Source organism: Paraburkholderia atlantica (assembly GCF_009362785.1).
Lineage (GTDB): Bacteria > Pseudomonadota > Gammaproteobacteria > Burkholderiales > Burkholderiaceae > Paraburkholderia > Paraburkholderia atlantica.
In genome coordinates this window covers 38878-51394 of the sequence record NZ_WHNQ01000034.1, presented here as the reverse complement: position 1 = coordinate 51394, position 12517 = coordinate 38878, and the positions used below count along the sequence as shown (strand labels likewise).

Genomic DNA, 12517 nt, shown 5'->3' with positions numbered 1-12517 from the left:
AAAACTTCGGTGCGTCAAAGCTGCCGGCGCAGTTCCGCCGGCGGCACCTTCATCAGATGCCGGTATTTCGCCACCGTGCGCCGCGCGACCAGCACGCCCTGGTCTGCGAGCATCTTCGCGAGCGTCACGTCCGACAGCGGATCGCGCGCGTTCTCCGCGGCGATCATCTCCTTGAGCAGCGCGCGCACCGCCGCGGCCGAGCAGGTGCCGCCGCTTTCGGTGCCGAGCTCGCGCGGGAAGAAATGCTTGAACTCGAAGATGCCGCGCGGCGTCGCCATATATTTGTTGCCCGTCGCGCGCGAGATCGTCGATTCGTGCAGGCCCAGCTCGTCAGCCACGTCGCGCAGCACCATCGGCTTCAGCGCGATCTCGCCGTACTGGAAGAAGGCCTTCTGATGCGCGACGATGCATTCGGCAACCCGCTGGATCGTGTCGAAGCGCTGCTGCGCGTTGCGGATCAGCCAGCGTGCTTCCTGCAGCTGTTGCGCGAGCGGCGAGCGGCTGGCGCCGGCCGACTGCGCGAACAGCTGCGCATACATGCGATGGATTCGCGCGCGCGGCTGCACTGCCGGATTGATCGACACGACCCACTTGTTGCGCGCCTGACGCACGATCACGTCGGGCACCACATAGTTATCCTCGGCGCGGCCGTAGCAATTGCCCGGCTTCGGATCGAGCTTGCGCACCAGCGCGCAGGCCACGCGCAATTCCTCCGCGCTGCAGCCGATCTGCTTTTGCAGCTCGGCCTGTTCGCGGCGCGCGAGACGTTCCAGATGATGCTCGGCGATCTGCCGCGCGACGTCGCGCCCCGGCGTATCGGCGGGCAACGCGTTGATCTGCAGCGCGAGGCATTCCGATAGCGAACGCGCGCCGAGCCCCGGACGATCGAGCGATTGCACGAGGCGCAACGCGACCAGCAGTTCTTCCTCGGTCAGCGTGGGTTCGAGATCGACGCTGTCGGCCAGGTCGGCGAGCGACTGCCGCATATACCCGTCTTCGTCGAGTGCCTCGATGATGAAACGGGCCACCGCGCGATCGCGGTCGTCGAGACGGTATAGGCGCAACGCGTCGTGCAACTGCTCGCGCAGCGTGGGTTGCGAGCGAGCCCAATCGGCCGGGTCGCTGCCGTCCCCGTCGCCGTTCTGGCGCGCCGAGCTGCGCGAACCGTAGTCGCCGGAAAAATCGGCGGGCATGTCGTCCTGACCCGCGCTTTCGAGCGTATCGCTACCGGAGTTTTCCGCCGGCAGTCCGTCCGGCTCGGCGGCGGCTAGCGTATCGACGGCGGGTGCGTTCGCGTCTTCGCCATCAGTTGGCGTCGTGCCGGCGAGCGCGACGTCCTCTGCTTCGGATGAGTCGTATTCGAGGAACGGATTGGTATCGAGCGCCGTGCGCAATTCCTGCTGGAACTCGAGAGCCGACAATTGCAAGAGACGCACCGACTGCTGAAGACGAGGCGTCAGTGCAAGAGACTGCCTTGTGCGTAGTTCGATTGAAGGCATTGGAGTAGATCCCGTTCGTTGGTAGTCAAAGACTCAGTGAGCCGAGTTCACTCCTTCAATGCAACGTCCGTACCAGTTCGCGCAAGACGCTGTTTTGATTACGGTTTGTTTATTCGTGCGGATGAATTTTCCGGGCCATGCGCGCCCGTTTTTACAAACGGCAGGCAATTTCCGATCCCTTTCTTCACACCTCCGACGGCCTCGCGCACGTTCGCGCCACAGCCCTATTCGTCAGTCGACAAACCCCGATGGATACGGCTTTCGCGAGCGGCATCACCAGGCTCGCAGCGGCCGGGCACGATGCATGCGGAGCAGCGTTGTGTGGACGGACGCCGCCCTTTGCAAACACGCCAGTCATGCGCGGATGCGAATACGACGCCCGGTGTCGAGAAACGGGCCCCCGACGGTACCGTAGCGGCCACGACCCACGTGTGTCATCAGCGGCTTCCGCCGCGATCGGCCACCGGCAACAAGACCGCCATTTTCATCACCACCTGAAGGAGAAAATCATGAAGACGATCCAGCTTCTTAAGACCGCCGGCAGCATCGTTGTCGTTGCATTCGCGCTGAACGCGAACGCCCAGACCAGCGCTTCGGCTCCGCCCGCGGCGTCGGAAAGCGTCGGCCAGCATATCGACGACGGCACCATCACGACCAAGGTCAAGGCGGATCTGCTTGCCGCGAAGAACGTCAAATCGACGCATATCCACGTGAAGACCCGCAAGGGCGTCGTATGGCTCACGGGTTCGGTGCCGTCGGCCGAAGACAAGACCGCCGCCGAAGATGTCGTGCAGAACGTAAAGGGTGTCGAGAGCGTGAAGAACCAACTGAAGGTGGGCGCGGACTGATATCCGCATAATCGGTTCGCGCCGATTCGATCGAGCGGAACGGAAAAGAGCCGGCAGAGCCGGCTCTTTCTATTGCACTGACGCGTCGATCAACGCTTCATCGCCGCATACTGGTCGCGCAGATCGCGCACGCGATCATGATTCTGCAGTACGCCCTGGTATTGCCGCTCGACGATCGCACGCACATCGGCCGGCAAATCCTTTTCGAGCGCATCGTGATAGCGCTTCTTCGCGACGTCCTCGCCCTTTTCGCATTCGGCGAGAATCGCATGGTCGCTTCGATCCGAAACCGCCGATCTGACGTCGACCCAGCCGCGATGCAGCGCACCGCTCATGCTGCCGCCGGTTTCGGGCTTGCCGCCCAGGGTCTGAACGGCATCCTGCAACTCACGCGCGCCGCGGGCGCACTCTTCGGCGGTCGAGCGAAACAGCATCTTCAGCTCTTCGTTATGCGCATCCTCGGCTGCTTTCATAAAGCCCTTTTCGCCATCCTTCGACGTTTCGACCAGGTCATTCAATACGGAAACAACGTTGGTAGCCATTCAATACCTCCAAGGGTTTCGTTCATCGCGGAATCCGCCGCGCGGGGCTTTTTATGTGCGTCGCGATGAATCGGTTCGACGCGCGGCGGGCTGCATTGGATAGCACGCATCGCGCGTGCCCGGAAACACTTTGGTCGTCCCCTCGAGCGGCACAGCGGTTGCTACGTCGATGAGTTCGGCAATCTATAACGACAGGGGGAATCACGATGAAAAAATCCGGCAGCGTCAAAGTCCTGGCGGCGGTCGCGATCGTCAGTTCGGCTACCGTGATGCAGATTCGCGCGCACATTGCATCACCCGACGCGGCGGCCGCCCATCCACATACAACGATGTCGGCCTGCGCCCGTTCGCATGACGGCATCACACCGGCCTCATGCGAGCCGATGCATAGCGAAAGGCAGCTCGAACGATTTCAGCCGCCGCACGACACACGGCAACCGTGGGTGTAGCGCGACGTCGAAATCGCGCGGTAAAACGGAAAACGGCCCGATGATCGTCATCGAGCCGTTTTTCGTTGGTATGCCGCTTCGCTTACGTCACGCGCGCTTCTCCGCGAATTCCTGGATCGGCTTGGGCGTCCTCGTCGGATCGAAATCGGCCCAGCGTCCCTGCTGCCAACGGCCGGTCGCCTTCTCGATCGCGACGCCGCCCGCTTCACGCAGCACGCGCGCGGCATCGAGCTGATTGTCGGGCGACACGTGCACGGCGACGAGCACGCCCGAATCGCGCGCCTCCTCGTGATACGGCACGTGAAGGTCCGATTTGCCGCGCTCTTTGGTGCGCGACATCGCACCGATCAGCGAGCCGACATACGCGCCGACACCCGCCGCGATCAGCGACACGAGCAGCGGTGCGGAAAACGCCGCGAAAATCGCCACGCCAACCACCGCGCCGATCGCCGCGCCGATCGTCACGCCCATGCCCGCGCCTTTAGGCGCCTCGCGCGCGCCGGGGTCGCTATCGGTGTCGCCGCCGATCGGGAAACGCGCGTGCTGGCCGCGCGGATTGACGAAAAACAGCGTGACGTCCTCTTCGACGAAACCCGCATCGAAAAGCTTTTGCGCCGCACTTTCCGCGGCCGGAAACGTCGTGAAGCGTGCTGCGACGATGAGTGACATAACGCCTCCTTATCGTTGATTAGCGTTCGCGGACCATACCGTCGCCGGGGAGCGCGCGTCACAAGCGGCGCGCCCAGTCAGTGCAACACGCGGCGGCCCTACGCCGCGGTGCCGCGATCCGGTTCCATGCCTTCCACTCTGAACAGTCCGCTATGCAACACGACGCCTTCGCCGTTGTTCTGGTCGAGCGCTTCGGCGCAGACCGAGCGGATGCGCTGACGGCCTCTGTCGAAAGCGGCCATCAATGCCGGTTCGAGCGCGGATTCCGCGCCGAAGTGATCTTCCAGAGCCTCGGCGGTGATCGAGCAGACCACCGGCTCGCCATCGACCCGCGCGAGAAAGCGCACCGTCAGATTGGCGCCGTCGAAGACCGGTTCGTCGTCGGGGAAAGTGATCTGCATCAGAGAGTCCTCATAAGCAGGCCGCGGCAAGATCGCGTTCATGACGAGCCTTTCAATTTGCCGGCCAGTTGCTGCGCCATCTCCAGGTGATGCTTGATGGTCGGCAGCGCTTTCGCGGCCGCGGCCTTCAGTTGCGCATCGGTGCCGCTTTCGCTTTGCTGCTGGAACAGGTCCACCGCACGCTGATGCGCTTCCACGCCGACCTGCTCGACGTAGGCCGCATCGAACTCGTTGCCCTTCAACGTCTGCAGTTTGCCGACCAGCGCGGAATCCGCAGACGGCGTTGGCTTGAAACCCTTCTTCGCGACCAGCCCGGCCATTGCTTGCGACAGCTTCGTGTGGTCGGTCATCATCTGTTGCGCGAACTTCCTGACCTGCGGATCGTTCGAGTTCTTCAGCGCGATCTTGCTGGCGGCGATTTCGGTGGCGTCCGACTTCGACGCTTCGAGCACGAACTGCTGATCTGCGGGTGACAGCGTCGTTTTACCGGCCGGCGCGGCGCTCGCGGGCGCATCGCTCGCCTGCGCGCAGGCTGTGTCGATCGTTGCGGCGCTCGCGCCCAACACAGCCAGCGCGGCAGTCACCACTTGTAGGGAATACCGGAATTTCATGCACTTTCTCCCTGTCGAATCACCGATGCGCAGCGTCGAATCACCGATGCGCTGGCGGCGAAGCCAACGCGCCGCCTTCGATCAAGCCGCCTTGCGCTTCGTCAGTTGGCCGATCAGCGTCTTGTTGAATGCGGGCAGATCGGCGGGTTTGCGGCTCGAAATCAGATTGCCGTCCTCGACCGCTTCCTGATCGACCCACGTGCCGCCCGCGTTACGAATATCGTCCTGCAGGCTAGGCCAACTCGTCACGGTGCGCCCCTTGATGGTCCCCGCCGATACCGGCAGCCACGTGCCGTGGCAGATCACCGCGATCGGCTTCTTCGCGTTGTCGACCGCTTTAACGAATGCCTGCGCCTGCGGCAGCAGTCGTAACGCGTCGCCATTTACGACGCCGCCCGGCAACACCAGCGCGTCGTAGTCTTCAGGACGGGCTTTGTCGAACGTCGCATCGACATCGACGGTGTCGCCCTTGTCGACATGCTTGAAGCCCTGGATCTTGCCCGGCTTCGCCGAAATCACGTGGACCGTCGCGCCGGCCTCGGTGAGCGCGCGTTTCGGCTCCACGAGTTCGGCCTGCTCGAAACCGTCTACGGCGAGTACCGCTACCTTGTAGCCATTCAGTGCATCAGTCATGCGTTTTCTCCTTTCTGCGGCGCCGCGCTCGCGCGCTGGCTGGTTATGCATTTGCATAGCGCGGCGCCTGTGCTAAAGCGTTGTCCCGCAAAACACGTGCCCGGTTGCGCCGGTTAGCGCGAACCGCTTCGTGTGCCAACAGCATCATGGTCAGACATCGGTCTGGTCTTCGTCGGAACCCTCCGCGCCCGGAGGCACCTGCGGATCGACGACGTGGTCGGTGTCGATATCGCGGTCCGCTTCCAACGTCGAATCGCCGTCGGCCGACGCACGCTCGCCCGTACCTGAGCGATCGGTATCGCTGCCGAGTTCGGCGTCGCCGGTTTCGAGCGCGTGATTGTCGAGCTCCGTATCGACGTCGAAATCGTGACGCTTCGCGCCTGCGACGTCGCTGCCGCTGTCGGACGAGTCGCTGGGACCGAGCGTGCCCGTCGTGTCGGAGGTTTGCTTGACAGTCCGCTGCGGCTCTTCATCGGGATTGAGTGTGCTGCTCATGAAATCTCCCCTTTCCAGTTGGTCACATCGACTTTTCCGCAAGGACCGTTCCGCTTCAATGGCATCCCCCTTGCTTCAGCCGCTTGAAACTTTCTACTGGCGACCATGGCTACCCCGACCCACTCCACGACCGCGAACGACAACACCGCACCGCAGCCGATGCCGCCGGGCCTGCGCCACGCCGACGACGCGAGGCCCGGCTACACACGCAAGCGCGAGCGGGACCGCTTCGTTTATTTCGACGTGAACGGCAAGCGCATCGTCGATGAGGACGAGATCCGACGCATCAACTCGCTCGCGATCCCCCCGGCCTACGAAAACGTCTGGATCTGCCCCGATCCGCGAGGTCATCTGCAGGCAACGGGCCGCGACTCGCGGGGCCGCAAGCAGTACCGCTATCACCCGCGCTGGCGCGAAACGCGCGACGCCGACAAGTACGAACGAATGGCCGAGTTCGGCCGCGCCTTGCCGAAAATCCGCGCGCGCGTTGCGCGTGATCTGAAGCTGCCCGGCATGCCGCTCGACAAGGTCGTCGCGGCCATCGTGCAGTTGCTCGACACGACGCTGATTCGCGTCGGCAGCGCCGAATACGCACGCGACAATCAGTCGTACGGATTGACTACGTTGCGCAAGAGGCACGTGAAGATAACGGCCGGTCGATTGCGCTTCCAGTTTCGCGGTAAGAGCGGCATCGAGCACGACGTGACAGTGGACAATCCGAACGTCAAGCGCATCGTGCGACGTTGCGCAGAGCTGCCCGGCCACGACCTGTTCCAGTATCTCGACGAAGACGGCACGCGCCACAGCGTCGGCTCGACTGATATCAACGACTACCTGCGCCGCGTGAGCGGCGCGGACTTCACCGCGAAGGACTACCGCACGTGGGCCGGCAGCGTGTACGCGCTGGCGGCATTGCGCCGTTTGATGTGCAGCAGCGCAGCCGAAGCGCGAGGTCATATCGTCGCGACCGTGAAAGAGGTGGCGAACCTGCTGCGCAATACGCCCGCTGTGTGCCGGCGCTGTTATATCCACCCGGCGATCATCAGCGCGTTCGAGGCCGACGAGTTGCGGAGCCTCACGCCAGCTCAGGCGCGCCGCGGTCTCAAGGTGGATGAAGTGGCCTTCGCGGTGCTGCTGGCGCAGGCGGAAAAACGCGCGGCGAAACTCGCGCGCGCATCCGCTGCGAAAGGACGCAAGACGCGCGAGTCATCGGCCGACGACAGCATCAACGGTTCGCTGACGAGTCTGCTGAAGAAATCCCGCGTGGTGCGCAGGAAAGCTCCCGCCGCGGAACAGAAAAGCGGCGCGGCCCAGCGGCGAGCCACAGCCCGCGCTGGTACGCCGCGCACTGCGCCAGAACTGGCATCTGAATCTAAACCGGCGGCCCAGTGAGGGGCTCGGCGATGAATCGACGAAGGTTCAAACCTCTTCCTCGAATGCCGCCATCACGAGCCAAACATCGCGTTCCCCATCGCGTATCTCGGCCGCCAGCGCATACTGATCGCGTGGCGAACAAACGCGCGCGAGCGTGTTATGCGCGACTTCACCGTTGTCGAACACACGCTCCGACAATGGCCGCACTTCCTGCTTGCCTTCGAACATCGGCTGTTGCCGACGGTACACGAGGGTCTCGGACTTCCAGTTGCTGAAGCACTCGCGAACGTGCGAGAAGTCCCCGCCGCAGATGTTCGCCTGAAAATGAATCTTCCTGGTCACGATATTCTCCCCGATGCGAAGCGGCATCGTCCGGGCGTCACCAAGAACGCAACGGTGCATTGCCGCTTCCGCATCGATCCAGCGTTACTGTCCCTTTGTATCGCTGCTGGCATCGGCGCCGGGCGTGTTCGTCGTATCGTTCATTGGCTTCGTTGCCTTCGACTTCTTGTGATGGTGTTTCATCGACGAAGTCGAGCCCCCGGTGCTGCCCATCGCATTCGGTGCGGGCTCGTTGCCCGCCGTCGGCGCGGCGGTGGCCGCGCCATGCGCGTTGCCGCCGCCCGCGCCGCTATTGCCGTTGCCGCCGCCCGTCTGCGCGAACGCGGCGCCCGACGCGACGGCGCCCGACGCGGCCACACATGCCGCCACCAGCCATGCCTTCGGATATTTGCTCATCTGGGTTCTCCCTCAAGTAAAAAGGACGGGTGTGATCCTTCTGTTCCTGCCGCCATCGCTGAACGTCGAGCAAGGCCTATGCCGCGCGATGCGCGCGGCGCATGCGTGCGTTGCGCTTTGCCGGGCAGCGCTGGCGCCGGCACGGACGCAATAATTGCAAACGCTGTCGCATCCTTTACGCACGCGGCGCCTCGTCGCGAGAATGCGGCGCGGGCTGCCATCGAGTAACTGCGCCCTACGGCTCGATGGAACGGCCGTTGCTAAATGCCTGGGTACATTCACCCCATCAAAGGAGCCCATCATGGTGATGCAGACCCAGACGCAAGGCGCGAACATCGTCGGCAAAGGCGCCGCGACCGCGGAAGGCCCAGGCCCGGATGTCATGGCCGCGGCTACGCTCGACGGCAACAAGGTCATCAGCAGCGACGGCGAGCACATCGGCAAGATCAAGGACATCATGCTCGACGTGCGTTCAGGCCGCATCGCGTATGCGGTGCTGTCGAGCGGCGGTTTTCTCGGCATCGGCGACAAGCTGCTCGCGATTCCGTGGAGTGCACTAACGCTGGATACGCAGGAAAAATGCTTCGTGTTGAACATGGTGGCCGAGCGCGTGAAGAACGCACCGGGATTTGACAAGGATCACTGGCCATCGATGGCGGATCAGACGTGGGCCACCACCGTGCATCAGTACTACGGCAGCGAACCGTACTGGGGCGGCGACGTCTATACGAACCGCAACGACGTGGGTGTCGGCGACATTCCCCCGGGTTCGTCGGATGCACCCGAGTCCGGTGGCGTGAAGCTCTGATCGCCGAACCGACCACTTCCGATGCGTGGCCAGTGCGGCGTTCCGCTTCAGGAGAGAACACAATGGCGACCCGAAAGAGCAGCAGCAGATCAAAACGCCCTGTGTCGCGTGGCAAGTCGGGACGGCCGCCGCGCCAGCGCCATGCGCAGGCGCAGGCCGCGCATCGCGCCAAAACCGCGAAGTCGAGCGGCGCATCCGGCGCGAAGAAATGGTCGCATCACGTTATGGAAACGAGCGACGCGATGGACATCCAGAAGGATATTTTCAAAACCGGCAGCGCGGAGTCCATCGCGCGATCGTTGAAGCACTCGTCGACGGTGAGCCGTCGACGCAAGGGCACACCGTTTCAATCGGCGATGTCGATGCTCAATTTCTACATCAATCGAGCGGGCCGAAACCTGCCGAAGGAGCGGCGCGATACGTTGCAACAGGCCAAGCGCAAGCTGCGCGAAGCATTCGGACGCGAGCCGCGCTGAGTTGCCGGGAGGGCGGCGACATCACGCGGCCAGACGCTTGAGTCGGCGCCGGGCTGAATGCCGAAGGCACTCTGCACGGCCTCGAACCGCGAATTGACGTTCAGTTTTTCGAATACGTTTTTCATATGCCATTTGACCGTCTCGGGCGCCAGATTCAACGATCGTCCGATTTCCTTGTTGGACAGCGGCGGGCGACGATAATTGTGCGAAATCTTCGAGGACATACAGCCAGTCTGCCCGACCACGGTCGAAATGTCGGTATCGCCACTGATATCCGACAACTGCGATTTCTCACACCCCACCGCCGCCCACGGTCCGCTGACTCTTCCACTGCCCCTGCTGCACCTCGAACAGCGTATAAGGCGGCTTGATCAGATCCCCATGCGGATCGAACGCGATTTTCCCCGTCACGCCCGTCACGTTCACCTTCGGAAAAGCCGCGACGATCTTCGCGCGATCGAGCGAGTCCGCGTCCTGGATCGCCTGAATCATCGCGAGCGCGGCGTCGTAGGCGAACGGCGCATAAAGCTCGACATCCTGATTGAAGCGCGCCTTGTAGCGCTTGCCGAACTCCTGCGCGGACGGCAGCTTGTCGAGCGCGGGACCAGGCTCGAGATCGCGCGTCCCCTCGCCCGCGTTGCCCGCGATCTGCAGGAACGCATTGCTCTTCAGCGCGCCCGCGCCGAACAGTTGTGCGGGCATGCCGAGCGAGCGCATCTGCTTGACCAGCATCGCGCCCTGCTCGTCGAGTCCGCCGAAGAAGATCAGGTCGACGTTTTTCTGCTTCAGCGAAGTCAGGATCGCGCGCAGATCGACCGCCTTGTCGTTCGTGAACTCCCGATCGACGACATTGCCGTTCGCCTGCTTTGCGCCCTTCTCGAATGCGTCGGCGAGGCCCTGGCCGAACGCGGTGCGATCGTCGATGATGCCGATGCGCTTCGCCTTCAACTGCTGCACCGCGAACTCGCCTGCAATCACGCCGCCCACGCCGTCGTGCCCCATCGTGCGAAACACGTTCGCGAAACCCTGCGCCGTGAGCGCCGGATTGGTCGAGCCCGGCGTGATCATTGCGACGTTCGCCGTGTGATAGACGGCCGAGGCCGGAATGCTGCAGCCCGAGTTGTAATGGCCGATCACGCCGACCACGCCGTCGTCGACGAGCTTCTGCGCGACCTGGATCGCGATGCGCGGATCGGCCTGATCGTCCTGCACGTCGAGCACATATTTGACGGGTTTGCCGCCGATCATTGGATGCTTCGCGTTCGCTTCATCCACCGCGAGCTGCGCGCCGTTCTGCAGGTCCTTGCCGACCCGCGCGACCGGTCCGGTCAGCGGTCCGACGAAGCCGATCTTGACGATTTGCGGCTCGGCGCCGTACGACGGCGCATGCGCGCACAACATCCCAAGGGCGAGTGCGACAACCAGGTTTCTGCGTTTCATGATGTCCGTCCTCTTCCGTGCAGCAGTTGCGGTGATTAAAAACGACGCGGGCTATAAGGCTCGAGATCGACCGGCGGCACGCGCCCCGCCACCAGATCGGCGACGACGCTGCCCGTCACGCCGCCCAGCGTGACGCCCAGATGCTGATGACCGAATGCGTAGACGACGCGCGGCGACGCGCTCGACGCTCCGACGACCGGCAAACCGTCGGGCAGGCTCGGCCGGAAACCGAGCCAGTCGCTATCCGGTTGCGGCAATTGCGGCAGCGCGTGCCGCGCGGAGCGCGTGATCAGATCGAGCAGCGCGGCATTGCGCTGCGGTCCATAGCCGCCCAGTTCGACGGTGCCCGCGGCGCGGATGCCGCCGTCCATCGGCACCATGTAGAAGCCGCGCTCGGCCCAGCCGCACGGCCGTGAAATCAGCGAAGACGTACCGGGGAAGCGCACGTGATAGCCGCGCTCGGTATCGAGCGGTACGCGGTCGCCGCATTGGCGCGCGAAGCGGCCCGAAAACGCGCCCGCACAGACGACCGCCTGCGCGGCGTCATAGGAGCAACCCGCTTCGTCGACGATGCGCACGCTGTTGGCGCCGGGCACAAGCGTGCGAACCGCGACGCGCTGATGCCTGAGACCGCGAGCGAGCAGCGCCGCGTGCAGCGTCTGCAAAAAGCCGCGCGGGTCGCTGAGGAACCAGCTGTCGTTGAACAACGTGCCGTGCGCAAAGATCGGCGCGAGATTCGGTTCGAGTGCGGCGATGCCGGCGCGGTCGAAGTTTTCGAAGCGCACGCCGAGCGAGCGGCGCAACGCGAGCGACGGCTGGGCCGCGTCGAACGACGCCGCATTCGAATACAGGTACAGGCATTCCCGCGGCCGGACGAAGCGCGACAGGTCGTCGCTTTCGAGCATCTCGCGGTAACCGTCGAACGCGCGCGACAGCAGGCTTGCGAGAGCCTGCGCGCTGTGCTCGTAGCGCCGCGGCATCGACGCGCATAAAAAGCGCGCAAGCCAGGGCGCGAGTTGCGGCAGATAGCGCCAGCGAATCCGCAGCGGACTCGTCGGCGAAAACAGGAAGCGCGGCAGATTGCGGAACACCGCCGGATTGTTCACCGGAATGCAGCCGTAGTTGGCGAACGTGCCCGCATTGCCGAATGACGTGCCCTCGCCCGGACCGAGCGCATCGAACAGCGTGACGTGGTGACCGTCGCGCATCAGCCAGTAGGCGCTCGACAGGCCGACGAAGCCTGCGCCCAGCACCGCGACCTCGCTCATCGCGTTCGCCGGCCGGCCGCACTGGCCGCCCGACCCGATCTCGCGCCGGCTGCACCGACCGGCAGCAGCGTGCTCTGCTCTGTCACGACCGTCCCTCCTGTACTACAGTTGCGCGTCGTCTTTCGACACGGCGCCACACAAATCATGCTTTAATACTCACACAAAATTTTTTTGTGTGCAATTAATTTGGCTTTGTGTGGACTTAGGTACTTTCCCCGAGCGAAACGGGCTGACATTGTGCAGGGCGGTGTAGTTCGGTTGCCGAC

General features: G+C 63.7%; 16 protein-coding genes. 4 read left to right on the top strand and 12 right to left on the bottom strand.

Annotated elements, in window-relative coordinates; genetic code table 11:
- Nucleotides 1–14 precede the first annotated feature (14 nt).
- On the bottom strand, nucleotides 15–1499 hold the full coding sequence (locus tag GCT19_RS32705) for an RNA polymerase factor sigma-54 (RefSeq protein WP_013091823.1): 1485 nt from the start codon (nucleotides 1497–1499) through the stop codon (nucleotides 15–17).
- 509 nt (nucleotides 1500–2008) lie between these two features.
- Here GCT19_RS32705 and GCT19_RS32700 point away from each other — a divergent pair.
- The gene (locus GCT19_RS32700; protein ID WP_018438190.1) at nucleotides 2009–2347 is read left to right on the top strand and encodes a BON domain-containing protein; all 339 of its coding nucleotides are present in this window, start codon (nucleotides 2009–2011) and stop codon (nucleotides 2345–2347) included.
- An 89-nt stretch (nucleotides 2348–2436) separates the two neighbouring features.
- On the opposite strand, the gene GCT19_RS32695 is transcribed toward GCT19_RS32700, so the two are convergent.
- The 6 genes from GCT19_RS32695 to GCT19_RS32670 form a co-directional block, all read right to left on the bottom strand.
- Nucleotides 2437–2889 (bottom strand): PA2169 family four-helix-bundle protein, encoded by a 453-nt coding sequence (locus GCT19_RS32695; RefSeq protein ID WP_013091825.1) that lies wholly within the window; start codon nucleotides 2887–2889, stop codon nucleotides 2437–2439.
- A 536-nt stretch (nucleotides 2890–3425) separates the two neighbouring features.
- Nucleotides 3426–4007, bottom strand: a complete 582-nt coding sequence (locus tag GCT19_RS32690) for a glycine zipper domain-containing protein (RefSeq protein ID WP_152854226.1) — start codon at nucleotides 4005–4007, stop codon at nucleotides 3426–3428.
- Nucleotides 4008–4105: 98 nt separating this feature from the next.
- Nucleotides 4106–4450 carry a DUF1488 family protein gene (locus tag GCT19_RS32685; RefSeq protein WP_018438193.1) on the bottom strand — a complete coding sequence of 115 codons (345 nt, stop codon included), beginning with the start codon at nucleotides 4448–4450 and terminating at the stop codon, nucleotides 4106–4108.
- Entirely contained in the window at nucleotides 4447–5019 is a 573-nt protein-coding gene (locus GCT19_RS32680; protein ID WP_026229212.1) for a DUF4142 domain-containing protein, read from the bottom strand. Before GCT19_RS32680 ends, GCT19_RS32685 begins: the two co-directional genes overlap by 4 nt.
- A gap of 81 nt (nucleotides 5020–5100) precedes the next feature.
- On the bottom strand, nucleotides 5101–5652 hold the full coding sequence (locus GCT19_RS32675) for a type 1 glutamine amidotransferase domain-containing protein (protein WP_152854225.1): 552 nt from the start codon (nucleotides 5650–5652) through the stop codon (nucleotides 5101–5103).
- Between the two features lie 150 nt (nucleotides 5653–5802).
- Nucleotides 5803–6147: a chemotaxis protein gene (locus tag GCT19_RS32670; protein WP_152854224.1), complete on the bottom strand. Its 345-nt coding sequence runs from the start codon at nucleotides 6145–6147 to the stop codon at nucleotides 5803–5805.
- Between the two features lie 105 nt (nucleotides 6148–6252).
- Between GCT19_RS32670 and GCT19_RS32665 the strand changes: the two genes are divergently transcribed.
- Nucleotides 6253–7539 (top strand): DNA topoisomerase IB, encoded by a 1287-nt coding sequence (locus tag GCT19_RS32665; protein ID WP_152854223.1) that lies wholly within the window; start codon nucleotides 6253–6255, stop codon nucleotides 7537–7539.
- Nucleotides 7540–7566: 27 nt separating this feature from the next.
- Here GCT19_RS32665 and GCT19_RS32660 read toward each other — a convergent pair whose 3' ends face one another.
- Together GCT19_RS32660 and GCT19_RS32655 are read right to left on the bottom strand one after the other, a co-directional pair.
- Complete coding sequence (locus tag GCT19_RS32660; RefSeq protein ID WP_321576906.1) at nucleotides 7567–7863, bottom strand: hypothetical protein; 297 nt, start codon at nucleotides 7861–7863, stop codon at nucleotides 7567–7569.
- A gap of 84 nt (nucleotides 7864–7947) precedes the next feature.
- Nucleotides 7948–8259: a hypothetical protein gene (locus GCT19_RS32655; RefSeq protein ID WP_018438198.1), complete on the bottom strand. Its 312-nt coding sequence runs from the start codon at nucleotides 8257–8259 to the stop codon at nucleotides 7948–7950.
- Nucleotides 8260–8560: 301 nt separating this feature from the next.
- On the opposite strand from GCT19_RS32655, the gene GCT19_RS32650 reads away from it, so the two are divergent.
- A complete protein-coding gene (locus GCT19_RS32650) occupies nucleotides 8561–9067 on the top strand; it encodes a PRC-barrel domain-containing protein (RefSeq protein WP_018438199.1) in 507 nt (168 codons plus the stop codon).
- A gap of 62 nt (nucleotides 9068–9129) precedes the next feature.
- Nucleotides 9130–9543, top strand: a complete 414-nt coding sequence (locus GCT19_RS32645; RefSeq protein ID WP_026229214.1) for a DUF3175 domain-containing protein — start codon at nucleotides 9130–9132, stop codon at nucleotides 9541–9543.
- On the opposite strand, the gene GCT19_RS43675 is transcribed toward GCT19_RS32645, so the two are convergent.
- The 3 genes from GCT19_RS43675 to GCT19_RS32630 form a co-directional block, all read right to left on the bottom strand.
- A complete protein-coding gene (locus GCT19_RS43675) occupies nucleotides 9441–9767 on the bottom strand; it encodes a helix-turn-helix transcriptional regulator (protein WP_227749385.1) in 327 nt (108 codons plus the stop codon). The two genes, GCT19_RS32645 and GCT19_RS43675, sit on opposite strands and share 103 nt — an antisense overlap.
- Before the next feature lie 67 nt (nucleotides 9768–9834).
- Nucleotides 9835–10983 (bottom strand): branched-chain amino acid ABC transporter substrate-binding protein, encoded by a 1149-nt coding sequence (locus GCT19_RS32635; protein WP_013091837.1) that lies wholly within the window; start codon nucleotides 10981–10983, stop codon nucleotides 9835–9837.
- A gap of 35 nt (nucleotides 10984–11018) precedes the next feature.
- Nucleotides 11019–12251: an NAD(P)/FAD-dependent oxidoreductase gene (locus tag GCT19_RS32630; RefSeq protein WP_152854221.1), complete on the bottom strand. Its 1233-nt coding sequence runs from the start codon at nucleotides 12249–12251 to the stop codon at nucleotides 11019–11021.
- Nucleotides 12252–12517 lie beyond the last annotated feature (266 nt).